This is a genomic window from Bradyrhizobium sp. CCBAU 51753, assembly GCF_015291565.1.
Lineage (GTDB): Bacteria > Pseudomonadota > Alphaproteobacteria > Rhizobiales > Xanthobacteraceae > Bradyrhizobium > Bradyrhizobium ivorense.
Map to the genome: position 1 here is coordinate 2,019,413 of NZ_CP030037.1, position 20,122 is coordinate 2,039,534.

A 20,122-nucleotide genomic window follows, 5' to 3' on the forward strand; every position below is an offset into this window, starting at 1 on the left:
TACAGGTCCTCAACTGCATGGGAGATGAATCTTGACGCGCATTCACGACCGGTGGCGATCGAACATGCCGGGCTACGAAGCCGACGCGAGCCCGCGGGTCGATGGTGAGCGCAATGAATTAGCCGCAGAAGCTCGAGGCCAATCATTCGGCTCTGTCTTGGAGGATGTTCGCTCCAAGCCTGAGCAGTGCGGCGTACCACATCGAGAGCAAACCTCGGAGCGCTCTGACGGCGAACATCGTCGGGTTGGTCGAGGGCGCGAGGGTTTGCACGCTGGCGCTCTCAGCGCGGAGGAACCATCGGTGGCTGCCTTTCGAGCTCAGGCGGGAAGGCAACGTTTCGACGGGCTGTACGGGCGCAATCTTCAGGAGCGAACCTATCCATCTTACCGTGACGCCCTCACTCAGGGACAGGAATCGTCGGTTTTTGGAGCTGAACGCTGGCATCCAGATCAAGAACCCGCGACTTCGCAAACAGAGGGGATAGCTCGTCACAAACGAGGCATGTCCGACAGAGGGAGTGAACCGAAGCGACGTCGTATCGGCGATGTCGCCGCCGAGAGCCAGAGCCGCCGGTTTAGATCAGATCTTGACCGGCTAAATCGCGACCCGAGCTCCGCTCTGGACGACGAAGAATTGCAAGCCGATCGAACGTCTGGGAGCTTGCAAAGAGACGCTCTCATTCAATCTGAGCGGCCCGGGCCCGACCTGCGGGGCGGGCCAGTCAAGCGGCGCATCAGCGAGCTGGTGCCGGACAAGGCGCATGGTCAGGAAGCGCGTGGACGTGCGGACCTCGAGCGCTCGTCTCTTCGTAAGGGGATGGAGACGCTTGACCGCGCTTGTCGCGCTCGTGACTTCCACGCATTCTCAATTGCCGTCGTGGACTATGCAAAACAGCTGAGGATGCCGATCGTTGCAACTTTCCTGGAACGGGCCGCGGCTCTGTTTGAAGGTGATTTTATACCTCGATGGGAGGACAATGTACGCGATAACCAAAGCTGGGGTTACGCCCTCACCTGCAATGCGGTGAGCCGGGAGGCCGGAGGTCAGGCGGGTATAGATGCGTGCAAGGCGATGGCAGCTCACGTCTCGCAGCTTGACGACGCACTCATGAGGAAAGTTGAGCTGAAGGCGCTTTCGCTATTTGCGGTTTCATTCGGACGGCATCCAGCATCGACGACATGCCGTAATGCAACGATCAGGATCGCGAAATTCTTTTGCGAAGAAAATCTGACGCTCCAGCATCTGAATGATCTCAGTCTTTCATCGCTCGCGAATGGGTTCAGCAAATGGCCGGAAAGGACGGAGTGTCGCGAAGGCATGATCGCGATAGCCACCGAGCTCCTTCGCCGCGCTAAAAACAGGGGGCTCTCAGATATCACTCAGCAGCGACTGCCCGGTTTGGTGAACACTTTATGCAAGTGGCCGAAGGAGGCCATCTGTCGCAAGGCCACTGCCGCGATTGCCGATGAGGTATTTGGTCGCGCGCAACTTTCGGATTATAATTCTCAGGCACTTACGAACCTAGTCAACGGTTTCAGCAAATGGCCGGAAGAAGCAAGGTGCGAGAGCGCCGCACTCTCGATCGCCAGCGAGGTGACGCGCCGCCAACTGGGTGAGTTCGACCCACAAGGCTTGGCAAACCTGGTGAACGGTTTCAGTAAGTGGTCCGACCGGCGGCCTGCGCGCCGAGCGGCGATCGCAATTGCCGCCGAAGTTGTTGGTCGCCGGCTCTCTGACTTCGCTCCGCAGAACCTGGCCCTCCTGGTAAATGGCTTCAGCAAATGGCCGAGAAAAGAAGACTGCCGAGAGGCCACAGTGGCAATCGCCCGGGAGATCCAACGGCGGAAGTTACGTGATTTCACCCCACAGGCTTTGGTAAACCTGGTGAACGGTTTCAGCAAGTGGCCCGAGGAAGCGCACTGTAGAGCGGGCACAGCCGCACTCGCTGGTGAGCTCCTCCGCACTCGTCTGCGCGGGATCACTCGGCCGAGCTTGGCCCTCCTGGTGAACGGTTTCAGCAAGTGGCCGCATGACTCTGGATGTCACGCAGGCGCGCTAGCCATTGCTCCTGAAATTATTGAGCTCGCCTGCGGACCCGACGGCCTTTCTGGCTTTACCGAGCTCTGCCTGGCGAACCTAGTGAACGGCTTCAGCAAGTGGCCGCAAGAGATGATCTGTCGCAAAGCGGTTGCCGCCGTCGCAGAGGAGATCATCGGTTTCCCCGACCGCCTATCTCATTGCAGCCAGCAGGATCTGGCCAACCTGGTCAACGGTTTTAGCAAGTGGCCTAAAGAGCCGGCTTGCGAGGAAGCCACGGTCGCAGTGGCAGAGGAGATCCTTGACCGTGCTGGCCGCCACGGCCGGCTCTCTGGCTTTGCTGAGACCTCGCTTGCGAACCTGGTGAATGCGTTCAGCAAATGGCCTGACCGCACGTCGACTCTTCAAGCCTCAATTGCCGTCGCCGACGAGATCCTCAATCGCCCCGATCGGGCCTTGTGGCTTACCCGACGGGAGTCCTCAAGTCTGGTGAATGGCTTTAGCAAGTGGCCGAAAGAGGAGATCTGCCGCCAAGCAACAGCCGCAATCGCCCGCGATGTTCTCGACCGCCACAGGCTCTGCGACTTTAATAGCCTGGAGCTGACAAACCTGACGAACGGCTTCAGCAAGTGGCGGTCAGACGAAGACTGTTCCCAAGCCGCAGTCGCTATCGCTCGGGAGATGCTCCGCCGCCGGCTGTCCGATTTTACTCCGCAGCAACAGGCCGACCTGATGAACAGCTTCATCAAATGGCGCGGGGAGGCGGCATGTAGTCAGGCGATCGTGCATCTGGCGCGCGACCTGGGTCGAGGAGGCCAGCGATTCGCCGCTTTCACAACGCCTGACCTCAGCAGGATAGCCAATGCCTTAGGGCTAAGTTTCATAAGGGCGGAGGAAGCTGGAGACATTGCTGAGGCCAGCCTGCTGAAAGACCGGCTGCAGCAGCAGGTGCATTACTTGAATTATGCAAATGATCGGCTCGAGCAGGCCGACCTGTTGAGCATAACCAGCATCTTCAAGTCGCTGGGAAAGGCTCGACTGTTCGACGAACTCGCTTTGCTCGCATCGACGGGGTTAGGTCGGCTCGAGGAATTGGCTCATGCCCCTGGTTTTGCCGCAGAGAACAACCTCGAATCCATGGGTAACCTTTGTATCGCTCTGCTGCCATTGGCCCGCAGCCCGGAGAAATCGATGCTCTGGCACCGCAGGCAAGCGCTAAACCTGCTGAACGATCTCCAGCCAGGTTTGGAGCAGAAGGTCCGCGCGTATCTACAAGCAAGCAATACCGAGCGGCGGAGCCGCGCCTCGTTATCGAGTCGCCGTCCCGCGCTGTCGATCTTTCAAGTGCTCAAGGCACGTGAGGTCCTGGCGAGTTTGTACCAACGACCGTATGTCGAAGGTACGAAGTCTGACTTGACTACGAGGCGGCAACAGCTGGAGCGTGAGACAAAGAAAATCCTGGCGGAGGCGCGGAACTTCATCGAGAGCGATCTTTCCAACATGAGCTGGAATCTGATTGCGCAGATCGAAGGGGACGATGCGATTGACGCGCTCGACTCGTTCATGACGCTGGATGAGGGGACAATCCGGAACCAGCATCCGCCGTCCATCTTTGACATGCATCAAGTACTACGAACGATGGATCACGAGCCCAGACCGCCCGAAGGTGAGGCGGGACTGATGCAGTTGCCGGTCGTTGACCTGCAGGGGCGGCGGCTGGCCACGCAGCCCGAGCAGCGATATTCGATCTTTCATCGCTTGACCTCGGGAGCAATTCCGATGGTCGCGGTCCAACTGCCGGGAAAGCCGAGCCCGTTCATGCTAAGGCGCGTGTTCTGTGTCGATGATATACCTTACCGCATGGACCTGTTCGGCGGAAGCAAGTTAAAGGCACCGAAGCCGACCCTGTCGCAAATCGCCGCCGTCGCTCCGGGCGAGCGAGGCCGCAAGGCTTCCGGGGGGAAGCTGTTGGCAATCCCGTATGCCGAAACCGCACCGGGTACGGCGTTCGAGCAGCTATCGCGCGCCTGGGCGCCCTTTAAAGAGGCCTATTACTACACGCAGCGCAGGGGCTTTGCTGCCCCTCCTGCCATGGACGATCTAGGCCCTCGTGACTATGCGCTGGAGGGCAATTTCAAATTGTCGCTGTTGCCGGACCGCCCTGCCGGCGAGGAGCATCCTTTCAAGCTGATTGGAACGGAAGGCCCGATAGCTTTACGGCCGCATGACGGTTCCGGCTTCATCAGAGCCTCTCTGGCGGAGCGTATGCTAGCTGTTCGGCGCGCTGGCCGGCGAGATGGTCCTGATCGGGTGCCTGCATTCGCAGAGGGAAAGAAATCATCGCTCCCCGCCGCGGCCCTGCAATATTATTCGCGAAGCGAGAGGGTGGCAGAAGAGGCGCGCGAGAAAGCCAACAGTTGGCTTGAGACTAAAAAAGGAGAACCGCTGAGCTCCGAAGAGTTGTATCGCATCGTGACGGCCGGACGCATCGAAGCCCCCGGCGCGGTTGCCGTGCCATCCAATGATGGCCGTGTGCATGTGCCTAAGCTTAAGAGCGAGGGACTGACGGGTGCGGCTGGCGTGCTGATCGGCCGTTCTCCGTACGATAAGCCAAACTTACGCCCATTAAGCCCTGAACGAGTCAAGTCGTCAGCCGATGGCGACGCAACTTCGGCATTTCTCGATAAATGCGTGGCCATCCAATACAGCTTCAATGTCGCCGAGAAGTCGGGGGAGCAACTGGCGAGCGATGATCCGACTTTTTTCGCCAAAGGCATTCTCATCGTAGTGCCTGACGAGATGTGGCCGGCGAACTACCGAGATCGTGCGATGGTATTGTCGGCGGAAGACGTCAAGTCCCATTCGGCCTGGACCAGCCGCAAGCAGCGGGTCACGGCGGAGACGCCAATTGATGGCGTCGGCATCCTCCAGGCGACCGAGGTGTTCGCTCCGGGGTCCTTGGTGGCCGTGCCGCCCGATGAACAAAAAAAACTCGACGGCGACTTCGATGGGGATACGGTTATCATTATCGGCGACCGGCCGCAGCTCTATGAGCATGTTCGCCGGTTCGATGAGGCGGAGCAAGCTCGCGCAGCCCGCTCGCTCAAGCCGCCCAAATCGCATACCCCCGCCATCGAGGACGGAAGGTACAATTTTAGTCGTGCCAGCCAGATCCTCGCTGCCACGCAGGACACTTTGGAAAACTTTAGCACCTTGCAGCGAGATTTTCTGGCTCAACCCGACCAAGCCCGGCGCTGGTTTTCCGAGCGGGCCATTTTTGGTACCTACGAAGGTATTCACCACGAGCTCAGGAGAGCCATACGTGACTTGTTGAATCAGGAAGAGGTGAGCGAGGAAGATATCCAGCCCCAGCTTGAAAGTGTGATGCGGGAGATCGAGCTCGCAGAGCATCCGGTCGCTCGCGAGATCAACGAATTGCTCGCGGCCGACCTGGAGGCTTGGGCTGCCGATGCGAATGGGGCCCTCCCGCTCGAGGCGGTCGAACGCGACACCCACGCCGGCCACGGTGTGAGCCAGGCAGTTTCGGATTTGCTACCGGACCTGGCCGAAGCCTATCAGGCCTCCGCGCACCCGCGAGACCGCGTTCAGGCCTTACTTGACCATTACCCTGCACGCATCGATTCCCAGCCGGATGGCTACGAGCCGGACAACCTCATACAGAGCGCAATCAATCTTCTTAGCCTCGGCAACAAGGTCGGCACCGATGCCTATAAATCAGACACAAGTGCCCAACTTTTCCTGAAAAAAGGCCAACAGCTTCGGCGCCTGCTGCAACAAACGCCGGGCCTAATATCCGTCCCCTACGTCAAAGGCCTAGCGGCCACGCTCAACCACGGCAGGTTCGATGTCGATGCTTCGTTGAAGGATCTGAAGGACAATCCGACGCTAACGGCCTCAGTCATGGAAGCCGCCATCAAGCTCGCGACTGACAAACGTATCCTGCCGGAAGCCTCTGGTCGACAGCTGACGGCCGAAGATTCGGTCGGTCCGATGAACTCCAAAGAGGCCGCGGATCGCGCAGAAATTGAGCGTGCTAGGGCTGCAGCGGAGGAGGAGGGGATTACCACAGCGGTGCGTAGGGTCGCCGAGATCCTAAGACGAGCAGACATCGACGTAAACATGCCTCGTTCGGATCGACCGTTGAGATCGACGCGCTCAATGACAAACCAGCTGATGGGAACGAGCCCCAAGGACGGCGACACGCAGCTGATCAGCAACGCCGTCCGGCATCTGTTCGAAATCCCCGACAAGGATTTTGCACGAGGGTTCAAAAAGGCCATTTTGGCGCTTGACGAGCAGGGCTACGCCGAGGTCAGCACGACAAACTGGTTCAGGATGCGAGATCCAACTTTCATCGGCGTCACCAGTGTGCTCACCACGCCGGACGGATATCGCTTTGCGCTAGAGTTCCACACGCCACAGAGCTACCAGGCCAAGCTTACCAACCACGATATCTACAAGAAGCGAGACAAGCTGAAGCTCGAGCTGAGCGGAGATGCCCTGGAGCAAGCTACGAAAGAACTTGCCCAGAGTGCACGAGAGGTCTGTAGAGACGTGGCGATACCAGAGGGGGCCAGGGAGCTTCCTCACTGGGGAGTCGAACTTGACGCTCGAGCTTCTGCTAGTTTTGGTCCGCGAGCTGCCGAGCGGCCACGGCTGCCCGAGAAATCGCCAATGGCCAAAGAGGTCGTCTCGTTGCTCGGCTCGCGGCCGATTGTGCTCGTCGGACTGCCGGGCGCCGGCAAGTCCTCCATCGGTCCCGCTCTCGCGCGGCGCCTCGGGCTCGCCTTCGTCGACTCCGATAAAAAGATTCAGAGAGAGACCGGCATGTCGATCACGGAAATTTTCGATGCCGAAGACAAAGGCAAGCAGTGGTTCAGGGATCGGGAGGCGAGCTTGATCGCGCAGTGCGTCGAAAAAGGCAACGTCGTCCTCGCAACTGGCGGCGGCGCGTTCGAGAATGAAGAAACCCGACGTCTCATCCTGAACAACGCGGTCTCGATCTGGCTTGATACTGACCGAGGCGAGATCTGGAAGCGCCTTGCAAATGACACCAGTCGCCCGTTGCTGCGGATCGACCAGGCAGAGCAGACCAGCGGATTGCAGAGCTCCGACAAAACGGCCATGAAGAAGGAGCGTTTCGAGGAAATCGTGCGGCAGCGCACGCCGCATTATCGCCAAGCCAATGTAACAGTCGTTCCGCCCCATAAAAGGAAGAACAACATGAACGCCGAAGCATGCGTGGCCGCCGTGCACGCCTATCTCGGCGCTGGCGCAGGGCTGGGCGCTCGGCAGGCCGGCTCGGTTTACAAGCTTGCGGTCGCGTCAAGCTCTGAGAAGGCGGGAGCTTCGGGTGCGCTCATGGAGGAGATGCGGGGAGCCCCCTCGTCATCTGCGAGGGCTCCATCGTCAGGCATCCACCGCAGTCCTGGGGCTCTGGCTGATTTGCCGTCCACGTCGCATGTGCTGCATGATGATGATCACCAGTCAAGGGTGCTTCCGCCCAAAACGTCCGGCGCTCGCACCGACGCCTTGGATCCGACAGCCGCGCTCCACGGTCGCAGCAGCTTGGCACTCGACGCCCACGAATGGCTGGGCGACGAGCATATCGCGGCGGATTATGCGCTCCTGGAGGAAGAATTGCAGAGAGAGAATCCGGATCTAGCCGCACAGACCCGGTTCGTCCGACCCGCGCTAACTCAACTTCTGCGCTTGGCCGAGAACCCGGACGACGTACGAGCGAATCTCATGGCGATCGTCCGTGACCAGAATGGTAACGATACAGCCAAGTTTCTGTTGCTGCCGGTGAACGATGGCGGAACTGATGGGGGCGGCACTCACTGGTCGCTGTTGCTCGTTGATCGCCGCGTGCCGCAGAGTATGGTCGCCTATCACTACGACCCCGGCGGGCGTGGCAACCGGGCCGTGGCAGAAGAGCTCACAGCAAGGCTAGGCGCCCGCCTGAGAATAGCTCCCATGGCCCAGCAGCAGAACGGCTATGATTGCGGCGTCTTTCTGCTGGACGCCACGCGAGCGCTGGTTGGATATTTGGCGCAAGGACAGTCGCCAGAGCAGCTGCAGCTCAATAACCTCGTGGCCGATCGGCAGGCGCTGGGGAACCGACTAAGGGCTTATGCCCAGTTGGGCTGATGGAGATGACCGGAGCGGCTCTGGCCGAGACCAGGCCGTCGGGATCGCCCGAGCGAGCGGACGAGGGCAACGGCCTCGCTCCGTTTCCTGCAAATCCGCCCGGTCGATCAAGATGCACGCGCCTTCTACTCATCGGCGATCTCGCGAGGAGTGGAGAAGGATTTGCATGATGAGCTTCGCGGCCGACGGGGCAATCACCCTGCCCAGTCGTTCTCTGTCGTTCCAGAAGAGTTTACTTTCAACGTGGACCAGTTCTCTCCAGGGGAGTTCCGGCGACTGCTTGATGATGGCTGCGCGTAACTCGGGGAGCTTCAGGAACGGCGAGATATTTAACCCGCGCGGTCGACTTTCGTCCAAGGGCACGCCGCGTTCGATCCAGAGCAGATTTCTCGGGGGGGGGAGCTTCGGCCAGTGCTGGATCATCTGGACGATCAATTGATCGCCTCGCCGGTCTCCGTTGCTTCAGAGGAGGTTCAGCGACTAAAAAAGAGACTTGCATGACGGCCTTCACGGACAAGGGGGCAATCGCCTCGACCAGTCGTTTCCGTCGATCCAGAACAGTTTACCTAGAGCAGTTCTCTCCAGGGGAGCTCCGGCGATTGCTTGATGATGACCCGCGCAGTTGGAAGGATCGTCTAGCTAGGTGATGTAGACGCTTACCGCAGCCAGAGAATGATGGCTGCGAGGGTGACGACCGCCCGATAATTCCGAGCGGTCTTTTCGAAGCGGGTTGCGACGCGGCGGAATTGCTTGAGCTTTGAGAAGCAGCATTCGACGAGGTGGCGCTGGGCATAGAGACACTTCTCGAGCGGGTCTTTGAGCGCGCGGGACGGGGTGTTGGGGATGACGGCAAGAGCCCCCTTGGCGGCGATGGCTTGGCGCAAGTGATCGGCGTCATAGGCCGTGTCGGCCATGACGACCTCGGCAGCTAACCCCTCGATCAATGCGGCGGCTTGCGGTGCATCACCCTTCTGACCTGCGGTGAGCGTGAACCGCACGGGACATCCCAAGCCTCGAACAGCGATATGTATCTTGGTGCTCAGGCCCCCGCGCGAACGGCCAATCGCTTGATCTTCAGACCCCCCTTTTTGGCCCCGGCGGCGTGCTGGTGGGCCCGAACAATGGTGGAATCGACAATCAGATATTCGAAGTCCGGATTGTCAGACATCGCCTCGAAGATGCGGCACCAGACGCCTTTGGCGCTCCATCGACTGAAGCGCCGGAACACGCTGTTCCAGTCTCCGAACGCCTCCGGAAGATCACGCCAGGGAGCGCCCGTACGCACAATCCAAAGCACACCCTCCACGAACATCCGATTGTCGCGGCCGGTCGAGCCCTTCTGGTCAGGCCGGCCTATGATCAGCGGCGCCATCCGCTCCCACGCCGCGTCGCTCAACACCAGCCGATCCATCACACCCAAGACTGCCTCCCCAAAAGCAATCTTGAATCTGATTTGCCCCTAAAAGGGAATCCCTATAGTCCACACCACCTCGCCCTTGGTCCGGCGCTCGAGCCGCAGCAGCAGCTGGGCGAGCGGGGGCAGTGCGTCCGGAGGCAGAAGCTGGCAGGGCGCAGAGCTGGTTGGGTGTGAACGGCCTTCCCTTCTGCAGCGCCATAGTGGGCAACTCAGCCGCGATGAATTTCTGCGCCAAGCCCAAAGAATGAGCTGGATGCATGCGTAGGGAATCGAACTTGGTCGATTTTCGTCGTCGCCACGAGATACTTTGCAAACGGCGGTGCTGGCTGGTCGAACGGCGCGCGTGAAGAGGACGAGCCGAATGACAGTGCGCAGCAACAGCTATCTTTCTAACGCCGAGCGCGATGCGGTGATCGAGTTGCGCCATGCCATGCATCGCGAGCCTGAGCTCTCCAATGCGGAGTGGAAGACGCAAGCGCGCATTCGCGACATACTCCAGCGCTTTGGCCTCGAAGATGTCAAGGTCTTCCACAATACCGGGCTCTATGTCGACATCGAAGGTGGTGCCTCCGGTCCAAAGCGGTCGATTGCGGTGCGCGGCGACATCGATGCGTTGCCGATCCAGGAGACGCGCGCGGACCTGTCCTATTGCTCGCGCGTCGAAGGCGTTATGCATGCCTGCGGCCATGACATCCACGCATCGATTGCACTTGGCACTGCTCTGGCCTTTCATCGGCTACGCGACAATTTTGCAGGCAGACTGCGCGTATTCTTCCAGCCGGCCGAGGAGGCCGAGCCGCTTGGCGGGCGCACCGTCGAAGCGGAGCGGCTCATGGATGGCTTCGATCGCGCCGTCGGCTTTCACGTCAATCCCGAGATCCCTGCCGGCGTGTTCGATGCGTGCGAGGGCGCAATAACCAAATCTGCCGATCAGTTCAAGCTTACGATCACCGGCAAGATGGCGCATGGCGCGGCGCCGCATCAAGGTGTTGACGCGATCGCCATCGCGGCGGCGTTTATCAACGAAGTGCAGAAGGTCGTCTCTCGCGAAATGCCGGTCGATGATGGTGCCATCGTCACGATCGGTACCATTCATGGCGGCAATGCAACCAACATCATTTGCCCGTCGGTTGCCGTCGAGGGAACGATCAGGACTGGCAGTCCGGAACGAAGGGCGCTGCTATGCCAGCGGGTGCGCGAAGTAGCCGAGGGCGTGGCCGTGATGCACCGCGGCCGCGCTGAATGCATTATCCACGCCGGCGAGCCCGCCGTCGTCAATGACGCCGAAATGGTGAGGCGCTTCAAACGGATCGTTCATGAGACGGTCGGCTGCGAAGGCTTTACCAGTAAGAAGCGCGCAGGAGGCAGTGACGACTTCGGATTCTACTCGGCATCCGTGCCGTCGATCTACTTCTGGCTCGGCAGCCGTGCGTCCGGCAATGAGTCGCATTTGCATACGCCGACATTCGGAGCTTCCGATGACATTATCATTCCGGCGACGGAACTCGCCGTCAGATACATCCTGGCTCTGTTGAATTCATGAAATGTCCTCGGCCTCACCAAGCGCTCAATACCAGTCGCGTGACTACTCGCCGCAAGAAAACCATTTGCTACACCCGGAGCGCTCGTCCTGCTTTTATCGCTCTAGGCGTCGGGGCGGTGCTGCTAGGCAACGCTGCCTCCGTTGACGGGCGCGGCGGCTCCTTGGTCGAGCCCTTGGTGTACTCCAAGCCGATCGATGGGCAGGAATTGCGTCTCCACGAGTCGCTTGGCAAGCTGCATTGCTGCCTTGATGCGGGCTCCGCCCGAGCGAAGCCACGATTCTCGCCACGGATTGTGGTGTCCTTGATGACCTTGCTGTCGAGACGCTCTGCTTGAATCGCGACGCTTGTTTGAAGCTCCCCCGAGGAGGGGAGCCGTCCTGCCTCCATCGCCAAGGCGCCGTTGAGACGCCAGACTCGATAATGGGTTTGCGCGCGTTTGAGCGGCGGGGCGCCGTCTCTGACATGTCCGGTGAGCCTATTGTCGCGTTCGGCAAAGCTCACAGGCCGAAATCGGGGGGCTTGTTTCGCTTGGCAGCCTAGGAGTATGGCTTGGCCGGAGCTCCGAACGCGGTTCCAACCGCCACCCGTCTTTGCTCCGAACCTAGGAACCTTCCGAGTAGGTCGAATCGCCGTCTCCTGTTTTCCTTCCAATTGCCGGAAGGATCGAAAGACCGATGATCGAGGCATTTTCGCTTGCGACGGCCCATCTCTACCAGGATGCCTTGGCTTCACAGGCAAGGCTGAGAAATGATGTCTTCGTAAAACAGCGCGGATTGGACCATTCGTCGTTCGACGAACTCGAATTCGACGAATTTGACACGCCGTCAGCTCTTTACCTGGTTTGGAGGGACGATGAGCGGCGAGTCCGCGGCATGGCGAGGTTGCTGCGTACTGATCGACCTTACATGTTGGCGCGATACTGGCCGTTTCTGGTGAAGGAACGTGCCTTGCCCAACAGCTCCGACATTTGGGAAGTGACAAGGGTTTGCGTTGATCGGACCTTGACACCCCCGGTACGCAGGACGGTATTTCCAGAGCTGTTGAGTGCGATAGCTGAATTTTTCCAAGCGAACGGCTTTGTGGGCATGATCGGCGTGACGCGCCAGCATCTATTGTCTCATTTTATCCGGGAGGGGATCGACTGGCTCGGCGACGAAGCGCTCATTGAGGGCGAGGTCGAGCGCGCCTTCTTCGTTCCCACCGCCCACATTCGACCGGTATATTTTTGCCAAAAGTACGGCATTCCCGGCTCTGTTCTGAAGGAACATCCACCCACTCCGTTCCGGAGGGCTGCATGACGTCGGAGGATCCCAAGGACGATTCGGCCCCGGCCAAGGTTGCGCGGAAGATGGCGGACGCTGTGACATATTTGAGTACGGTGGCCGATCGGGCGGGTTTGTGCACGATTGCCGAAGACCTGCGCGCCGTGCGTCGCAGTCTGATGAAGGAGACGGGGGACGGCAGCCCGGCGGCCGCAGCCGGCGAGATTTGCCAAGAAGATGAGGCACCACTCAGAAAGGCCGGGAATGAACCATCTTGCTGATTTCGCGGACTCCGAATCGGAGGTTCGTTACTACTGCCGCCAGATCCCCAACCTGTTCGTGGCCGCGAAAGGATCACTCGTCTGGGATGCGGAAGGAACGGAATTCATCGACTTTCTTGCAGGATGTGGGTCGCTGAACTATGGCCATAACCATCCGAAGATCAAGTCGGCTTTGCTCGACTATCTCCATGCCGATGGTATCGGCTGCGCGCTCGATCTTCATACCGGCGCGAAGTTGGCCTTTATTCGCGAATTTCGCGACATCGTGTTGTCGCCCGCCGGCATGAACTATCGCATGCAGTTCACCGGCCCGACCGGCGCCAATGCAGTGGAGGCGGCTCTCAAGTTGGCGCGCAAACATACCGGACGGACCAACATCGTGGCCTTCACGAACGCGTTCCACGGCATGTCGCTGGGAGCACTATCGGCGACTGGCTCGAACCGAGCACGAGAGGGTCTGCAGGGATGCTTGGATGGCGTGGTGCGGCTCGCCTTCGACGGCTATCACGGCGCGGGCCAGCCGGACCTGGAAAGGTTTGCGGCAATGGCTGAAGATCCGTCCGGAGGAATAGATCCTGTTGCAGCCGTCATCGTGGAGACAGTCCAGGGCGAGGGGGGATTGAACGTCGCATCGAAAGAATGGCTTCGTAGCCTCCGCGAGGTCGCGACGCGCCTCGGGGCGCTGCTGATCGTGGACGACATACAGGCCGGCTGCGGGCGGTCGGGCCGGTTTTTCAGCTTCCAAGATGCTGCGATAGCGCCGGACATGGTATGCCTCGCAAAGTCGATCAGCGGCGGAGGCTTGCCGATGTCGCTTCTGTTGATCGATCCTTCGATCGACACCTGGCGTCCCGGCGAACACAATGGGACTTTTCGGGGCAACAACTTGGCATTCGTTACCGCGCGGGCGGCGCTCGAGCTGTGGTCGGATTCCGACTTTGTCGCCGGAATCGCAGTCCGCTCGGCGATGCTGGATCGATGGCTGAGCAACCTGTGCGTTCGATATCCACGGACCATCACGCGCAAGAAGGGCCTTGGCATGATGGCCGGATTCGAGTGCTTCTCCCCCGAGGTTGCGCATGGCATCTCCCAGGAGGCGTTCAAACGAGGCCTTCTGCTGGAGGTATGCGGACCGCGCGGCGAGGTCGTCAAGATCTTGGCGCCGTTGAATATCGAGCTTGCTGTCTTCCGAGAAGGATTGGCTCGACTGGCTGCCGCCGTCGAGGTCGTAGCGCTCGAGCGGGCCAACCAGCCCGACTTGGCCGCGTGAGCCTACAGCGAGATGACGCCGTTCTGAATCGCCATGACCACGGCCGTGATCCGGTTGCAGGCTCCCAATTTTCTGATCGCATTTGATAGGTGAAATTCGACGGTCTTTTCGGAAGTCGCGATGATCTCGCCGATCTCCCAGTTCGTCTTTCCCTCCTTACACCAGCGTAAGCATTCGACCTCTCGTCCGGTGAGGTGCAGCGCAGGTAACTCCGGTTTTGCCTGCAGTTCTCCCAGTTTGAGTCGATACTGCACAGCCACGCCATAAATTCGTCCAAGCGTATCTGGGTTCGGCTTGCGCTGGTCCCGCAAGCTAAGGCTGATCAGATCGACATTCCCGCCAGGTCCGTGCAGCGGGATCGTGATGCCCGAATGGACGCCGAGCTCTCTGCATTCCTGCAAGAAGACTTTCTGCTTGCGGTCCAGATTTGTCCGGGCGCAAAGTTCGTCCCAACTGAACGGACGCGTTGCATGCTGGATGTGTTGCACGACTGGGTCGATCCGATCCCATTCGCGCTCCCGGTACGTGTCTAGATATCCCGTCGGAAAGCGGTCCCAAGGGATCGAGTCCAGGCGGTTGTTCCGCGCTTTGGCGAACACGGCATTCTGGTAACCCTCCGCTTCGACGGCTTTCAGAAACAGGTCGAGCAGTTCGGTATTGGAATTAATTGAAAAAGTAGCGGCAATGAAATCATCTACATTGGCGACCATATGGCATCCCCCTTAAACGCCCATGTCCCCGGCAATCAGTCTACATATTTCAAGAACCTTCCCATCCACCTGTTGAACGCATCGGGACTTTCCCAATGCGCCGCGTGTCCAGCGTCCATTAATATTGGTCTGTGCAACCAGAGGTGTCTATAGGTAAGTTTACGGACATGTTCGATCCGTACGAACGCGTCCCGCCGTCCTTGGACAATCGCCAGCGGCTTGGCACATCTGGCAACGGCCGCGATTTCGTCCTTGCCCCTTTCGGCCAGCCCATTGCGAACCATCCAGTAGCGGGCTCTGCCGTCCGTTCGCTCGATCATGGCCGCCAAGCAGCTACCTCGATCGAGAGGCTTGCCAAGCATCGCCGAGCCATAGGCCGTGACGTCTGCGGGCGTAAAGTCGCGCTTGCCCGCGAGGTCCATCACCGGCGAGGGGAGAAAGCCATCAGCGACGCCGGCGGGACTCAGCCGGATCGGCGGGGTTCCCGAAATCAGAAGCGAGCGGACCGCCCTCATACGGGACCACATCTCGATGCCGATGTGGCCGCCCAGTGACCACCCGATCACGTGGAAGCTGGCTATGCCGAGATGATCCATCACGCCCTTTAGAGCGGCGGCGTAGCCGGGGAAGCTGTAGGTGCTGGTCGGAGCGACGGCATCCGACGAACTGCCATGCCCGGGAAGGTCAGGTATGATGACAGTATGCCCGCGCCTCATCAGGTAGGTTTCCTGATGGCGGAAGATTTCCTTGCAGGAAGAATTCCCGTGTATCAGAAGTATGGCGGATTCCTTGCCGCGGTGAACGCGGACGGCCAGCGAATTTCCACCCACACGAATCTTCATATCGGGCACGAATGTTCTCCGACCCTCGTAAGTGCCAAGCAGCATAATCACCGCCGAAGGCTGCGAATCCCTTCCGTTATTTTCCATCATCTGTGGCCACAGAGCCCGCTTCGGGCAACCTAGGGAATACCCCAGTGGCCGGATCGATTGAGTCCTGTTTTTTTCGTCGCCCGAGCTCGGATGAATCGCGGCTGTTTGGAAGCATCGCATCGGTTTGGTTTGGCCTCGCCGCCGGCGCCGGTCGGCAGTGTATCGCGGCTGCGCGGCAGGAGGCGGGTCCGATCGGGAGCTATCGGTGTGCGAAGGAGAAAATGTTCGAAAATGCTCTGGATCGATTTGGTGCGCAGGAATGTTCGGGCGGCCGAAGTGCTAAGCAACAACGGCGTTCGAGGAACGAGGAGGGCACTGCTGGCAATTTGGTTGGCGATCGAGGGCGCCGACGACAATATACGCGATCTGTTCCGCGGGTTCGATGAGGACAGGCTTGAAGCTGATGTCGATGCGATCTCGCTCGCCGAGGCTTTCGCTCAGATAATCCCAGGCTCGGCCAAGAACACCGCTGCAAAGGAGGCGCTGCTTCGCAGCCTGGCGGTCTGTCTGCGCGCCTTGGAACGCCAACTTTGGAGTCTGGGCGGCAGCAAAGTCCAACGACGTGAGAAGCCTGCTGTCGTCGAATTCGATGGCACGTCAGCCTATCTGCTCATGAGAGCTCCGCGTCATCGCATCGCCAAGACCGAGGACAACTTCCGTCGCAGAGGTCTGAAGAAGACGCGGCTGATTCCGCGGAAAATCGGCAAACTCGACGTGCGCCTCGTCTTCTTGCAGGACTTCCGAGGACAGGCCAGGTTAAAAGAACAAACTCCATTGTCGATCGCTGCCGCCTTGTTCCCCGGCATACGATATATCGAAGAAACCGTGCCTGAAGGGTTTGTGGTGGTTGACGTGGAGTTTCAGGATCAGGTCGACGTGATGCGGCGCCAGATTCGAGACGCATCGATCGCCCGCTGTGCCGGCATCGTCTATCCCGAACTGAGCATAACCTCTCAAACCCTGGCAGCGGTGCGCACGGGCCTGTCAAACGGTATTTGGGAAGAGTGTGAACTGAGCATGATCGTCGCCGGATCTCGGCACGAAGCCGACGGCGCAGGTCGCCGTTTCAATGTCTGCACCATTCTCGACGGCTATGGAAATGCGATCGGCGAACATCGGAAGCTCTTCCGCTACAGTGAGGGCGCGGGCCCTCATGAAGCGATCGAGCTGGGCTCGGAGCTGCAAGTGCTCGTCATGGCCGAGGGGCTGTTCGCCTTCGGCATCTGCCTGGACTTTTGCAACCTCTCGGAAAGGCCGCCATATCTCGATCTCGACGTCGACTACGTCCTCGTGCCGTCTTGCGGAAGGGAAAGCACGATGTACTCGCACATGGCAAGATCTGGCGAGGTCATGACCAAGCTCAAGGTGAGGACGTTTGTCGTGCAGCAGTATTACCGGAAAACGCCGGAGGAGCCGGGGCCCGTCGGATACGTCCTGGCGAGAGTTGACGCCGTGATGCCGGAACTTAGCAGCCTCGCCACGAGTGATCCATGGCACGTTCATGTCGTTTGACATTAGTTTACACTTGACATGCACCGTTCGCTTCCGATGTAAAGGGTTGTGAAACTTTTGAGGGTTACGTTCCGAGTCCGCAACTGAAAATCGGCATAATTTCAATGACTAAGGCGCTGGAAGTCATTTCTGAGCCGGAGCGGGTGCTGGAAGCCGTCTCGATGGGGGCCCTCTCTCCAGCAGAGGCTTTCGTGGCAATTCGCAATTTTGCGACTGCGCAACCTGAGGATGCTGAATTTCTAGAGGACGTCTACGAGGCAATTACGGAGCTCGTATGGGGTCTTATCGCAGGGCGAGAGCGCGGCCCGTTGCTCGACCGCTGGGGTGACTTCGTCCTTAAGATCCGGCAGCTTTTTCGCACGCGAAAGTCGCCTCTGGCCGAGCGCCTGACTTCTTTTGCCGATTTGCTCGAGCAATCGAGCCGCTTCGCCGAGGTCCATTCGGCCGAAACCATGAAGGAAAGGAAGCACGACGCCGCCATCCTCGAGCTGCTTTCCAGTCGATCAGGTCCGACCGAGCGCTCGCACCTGATCGAGACGCTCCGAATAGGAGAGTCTAACCTTTCACGGGTGCTGCTGAACCTGGCGGCCTCCGGACTGATTACGAAGACAACGAAGGGGCGGGAAGCACTTTTGGAGTTGACGCCGGAGGGAAGAATTGCGGCGGCGAAGCTTCCGAAGAAAGTCGAGGATGTGCCCTCCATCACGTCGATATTCGACAATCATGATGCTGTTGGTGCGCTGAAGGCGCTCTGGCCCAAGACAGGCTGCGCGATGGCCATCACTGACGAGACCGCGGGGCTTATCGACTGCGACACAACTTTTGCTGCACTTCTCAAGGGAAGAGATACAAGGCAATTGCGCGGTCAATCACTCGCGACTTTGCGAAAGAATTTCAGCGATCAGATCACCGGTTTGGACGAAGTTGCTCCTGATGAAATCATACTCTCGGACGGTAAAGTCTACAGAGTGGCGGAGTACGAGGAAAGCGGTCGCTCCGTGTGGTTAGGCTTCGACGTATCCGTATATAAGCGGCGCATCGAAGAGGGACGCCGTCGGGAAAAGCTGCTCTTGAAAGAGATCGAGACGCTGAAATCGAAGCACTCCGCGCCAGATCGTTCACCCCGACACGGTCTTCCTATGGCTTTCGTGTCTGATGATGCCAGCCGGTTTGCGCCGCTATGGACGGCGTTATCGACTTTGCGGCACGATATCCTTACGCCGGTGAATTCGATCTTGAGCGTGGGCCTGCTCATGCGCGACAAGGAAAAATGCCTTCGGCGACCCGGGTTTTATGAAGAGAGCGTCTCGGGGATAATGACGCAAGCCCAGCACATCCGGGCGCTCATCAGGGATTTGTTCAACGCTGGCGAGCTTCTCGAGAGCATGCCTGTCCACGCCCTCGACTCGTTCAGTCCCGCAGCGGTGGTCGACGACGTACTTGAGACCGTCAAGTACACAAGCAGGCACTCGAACTTATCGTTTGCCACACCGCGAGTGGCTCAATCCATGGTCAAGACGGACGAGCGCGTCTTTCGTGGCGTTTTTCTGCAGGCCGTTAGCGGATTTCTTGAGCTCCTGCCGGCAGGAGGAAATGTGATCATCGAGGGAAGCATCGAAGATCGCGTCTTGAAGGTCCGGATTTCCTCGGCAGCATCTGCTTGGAATTTATCGGCGCTGCGAAACGAGCCGTCCGGCCTGATGATGTGCGGTTGGGCGGTCGAACACGCCGGCGGAAAGTTCGACTATAATCGCAGCACGCAAGACGGGATCTTCGCAGAGTTTCAATTGCCCGTGCAGCTTCGCCCGCAAGCGCGTTCCAGAGTTCGATGATCGGTGCTCTTTACTAGTCGACGCTGCGGTCGTGTTCGGCGCCCGGAGCTACAAGTGCACTTGTGATGCCTTCGCTCATAAAGGCCGGAAGAGGTGGAGTGCCGACGGTACTCCTCGCTCAACTGACGCCGAATTTGAACGCTTACACCTTCCGGCCCGCCGAAGTTTGGCGGCCGCCGATTTGGACAGGCGAGCGCCCAGCCGAATGGCGAAGCGACGCTTCAACACAATCGGCTGACAACGGCCGCCGCCGCGAGCTCTCATCTCAAGCCTCAATCCCTAGGGACTCTCCGAGTGGGCGAAGCGACCTCGATGTTGTCGAATACCGAGACCTGAGAGCAGGGAGAGCATCGGTATGGGCAGGGCCGCTACGAGGATCAGAAGTGCTTCGATCACTACCAGGATGTTCGCCGGCGCGTCGCCGAGCCCGGACACCAAGGTGCCGATCCCGCCTCGGAACACTTTCAACCAAGGGCTGACGTCGGCCGACGAAAGGACGATGATCCGCCTACTGGGCACGCCAGGAGCCAAGACTTCGGAATGCAGTCCGGTCACAGGTTCATTCAAGGCGAAGATTCTGTCTAGTGTCGATGTCGGCCCCTTCAAGGTAAGCGGCCTCAACTACGCCGTGAACTCGTTGAAGACCGTATTCGAAGAAGCAGAGCAGCAGATTCCGGATGTGGTCGCGGCGGTGAATTCCGCTGGGATGCTGTGCGTGCGTTCTAAGCGGCATAATCGGAATTCGTTCTCGAACCACAGCTGGGGCACGGCGATCGACCTTTATTTCGGCCGCGGCGTCGTCGGCCAGGGGGACAATCACTGCCATCAGGGTTGTCTACAACTGGCGCCGTTCTTCAATCGTCACGGCTGGTATTGGGGCGCGGGATTCAGTGGGCGCTCCGTCGATAGCATGCATTTCGAACTCGCCAAGGAGACTATCGAAGCCGAGTTCGGCGCCGGGCAGGCATAGCGGAAAGCCGGCTCTAATGGCGAGCCGACGCGGCTTCTCTAGGGCATGTACTCAGTAAACGGCTGGCCGACTGATGTCCGGTCCGCCCGACAGCGGCCGAAGAGCGCCATGTCCGCGCAGATGGGCCATAATCGGGCATTGCCCAAAATTCGTCGATCACCCATCAGGCTCAGAGTTATGGTG

At 59.3% G+C, this 20,122-nt stretch carries 12 protein-coding genes; 8 read left to right on the plus strand and 4 right to left on the minus strand.

Features of this window, described 5'->3' with window-relative positions:
- Positions 1-745 precede the first annotated feature (745 nt).
- Positions 746-8,209, plus strand: a complete 7,464-nt coding sequence (gene xopAD, locus XH93_RS09280) for a XopAD/skwp family type III secretion system effector (protein WP_246799539.1) — start codon at positions 746-748, stop codon at positions 8,207-8,209.
- Positions 8,210-8,338: 129 nt separating this feature from the next.
- Here xopAD and XH93_RS09285 read toward each other — a convergent pair whose 3' ends face one another.
- Positions 8,339-8,644, minus strand: a complete 306-nt coding sequence (locus XH93_RS09285) for a hypothetical protein (protein WP_194473254.1) — start codon at positions 8,642-8,644, stop codon at positions 8,339-8,341.
- A 221-nt stretch (positions 8,645-8,865) separates the two neighbouring features.
- A protein-coding gene (locus XH93_RS09290; RefSeq protein WP_194473255.1) for an IS5 family transposase occupies positions 8,866-9,629 on the minus strand; the annotation gives its coding sequence in 2 pieces (ribosomal slippage) (positions 8,866-9,291 and positions 9,294-9,629; 762 coding nt in all).
- 358 nt (positions 9,630-9,987) lie between these two features.
- On the opposite strand from XH93_RS09290, the gene XH93_RS09295 reads away from it, so the two are divergent.
- The 4 genes from XH93_RS09295 (at position 9,988) to XH93_RS09310 (ending at position 13,983) form a co-directional block, all read left to right on the plus strand.
- Positions 9,988-11,169 (plus strand): M20 family metallopeptidase, encoded by a 1,182-nt coding sequence (locus XH93_RS09295; RefSeq protein WP_194473256.1) that lies wholly within the window; start codon positions 9,988-9,990, stop codon positions 11,167-11,169.
- A 675-nt stretch (positions 11,170-11,844) separates the two neighbouring features.
- Positions 11,845-12,468 (plus strand): acyl-homoserine-lactone synthase, encoded by a 624-nt coding sequence (locus XH93_RS09300; RefSeq protein WP_194473257.1) that lies wholly within the window; start codon positions 11,845-11,847, stop codon positions 12,466-12,468.
- Positions 12,465-12,713: a hypothetical protein gene (locus XH93_RS09305; protein ID WP_194473258.1), complete on the plus strand. Its 249-nt coding sequence runs from the start codon at positions 12,465-12,467 to the stop codon at positions 12,711-12,713. The genes XH93_RS09300 and XH93_RS09305 overlap by 4 nt, the downstream gene beginning before the upstream one ends.
- Complete coding sequence (locus XH93_RS09310; RefSeq protein WP_194473259.1) at positions 12,697-13,983, plus strand: aspartate aminotransferase family protein; 1,287 nt, start codon at positions 12,697-12,699, stop codon at positions 13,981-13,983. The genes XH93_RS09305 and XH93_RS09310 overlap by 17 nt, the downstream gene beginning before the upstream one ends.
- A 2-nt stretch (positions 13,984-13,985) precedes the next feature.
- Here the strand turns inward: XH93_RS09310 and XH93_RS09315 are convergent, their stop codons facing one another.
- Positions 13,986-14,693, minus strand: coding sequence for a LuxR family transcriptional regulator (locus XH93_RS09315; RefSeq protein WP_194473260.1), 708 nt, complete (start codon positions 14,691-14,693; stop codon positions 13,986-13,988).
- Positions 14,694-14,728: 35 nt separating this feature from the next.
- Complete coding sequence (locus XH93_RS09320) at positions 14,729-15,535, minus strand: alpha/beta fold hydrolase (protein ID WP_246799690.1); 807 nt, start codon at positions 15,533-15,535, stop codon at positions 14,729-14,731.
- Positions 15,536-15,856: 321 nt separating this feature from the next.
- On the opposite strand from XH93_RS09320, the gene XH93_RS09325 reads away from it, so the two are divergent.
- The 3 genes from XH93_RS09325 to XH93_RS09335 all read left to right on the plus strand — a co-directional run bounded on the left by XH93_RS09325 (position 15,857) and on the right by XH93_RS09335 (position 19,939).
- Entirely contained in the window at positions 15,857-17,137 is a 1,281-nt protein-coding gene (locus tag XH93_RS09325) for a hypothetical protein (RefSeq protein WP_194473262.1), read from the plus strand.
- A 104-nt stretch (positions 17,138-17,241) separates the two neighbouring features.
- Entirely contained in the window at positions 17,242-18,969 is a 1,728-nt protein-coding gene (locus XH93_RS09330) for a winged helix DNA-binding protein (protein WP_194473263.1), read from the plus strand.
- A 403-nt stretch (positions 18,970-19,372) separates the two neighbouring features.
- Complete coding sequence (locus XH93_RS09335) at positions 19,373-19,939, plus strand: M15 family metallopeptidase (protein ID WP_194473264.1); 567 nt, start codon at positions 19,373-19,375, stop codon at positions 19,937-19,939.
- The last annotated feature ends 183 nt before the right edge of the window (positions 19,940-20,122 follow it).

Bases quoted from the DNA above. Each gene is read 5' to 3' on its own strand.
- XH93_RS09295 (WP_194473256.1), top strand. From the start codon at position 9,988: ATGACAGTGCGCAGCAACAGCTATCTTTCTAACGCCGAGCGCGATGCG.
- XH93_RS09300 (WP_194473257.1), top strand. From the start codon at position 11,845: ATGATCGAGGCATTTTCGCTTGCGACGGCCCATCTCTACCAGGATGCC.
- XH93_RS09305 (WP_194473258.1), top strand. From the start codon at position 12,465: ATGACGTCGGAGGATCCCAAGGACGATTCGGCCCCGGCCAAGGTTGCG.
- XH93_RS09310 (WP_194473259.1), top strand. From the start codon at position 12,697: ATGAACCATCTTGCTGATTTCGCGGACTCCGAATCGGAGGTTCGTTAC.
- XH93_RS09315 (WP_194473260.1), bottom strand. From the start codon at position 14,693: ATGGTCGCCAATGTAGATGATTTCATTGCCGCTACTTTTTCAATTAAT.
- XH93_RS09320 (WP_246799690.1), bottom strand. From the start codon at position 15,535: ATGAAGATTCGTGTGGGTGGAAATTCGCTGGCCGTCCGCGTTCACCGC.
- XH93_RS09325 (WP_194473262.1), top strand. From the start codon at position 15,857: ATGCTCTGGATCGATTTGGTGCGCAGGAATGTTCGGGCGGCCGAAGTG.
- XH93_RS09330 (WP_194473263.1), top strand. From the start codon at position 17,242: ATGACTAAGGCGCTGGAAGTCATTTCTGAGCCGGAGCGGGTGCTGGAA.
- XH93_RS09335 (WP_194473264.1), top strand. From the start codon at position 19,373: ATGTTCGCCGGCGCGTCGCCGAGCCCGGACACCAAGGTGCCGATCCCG.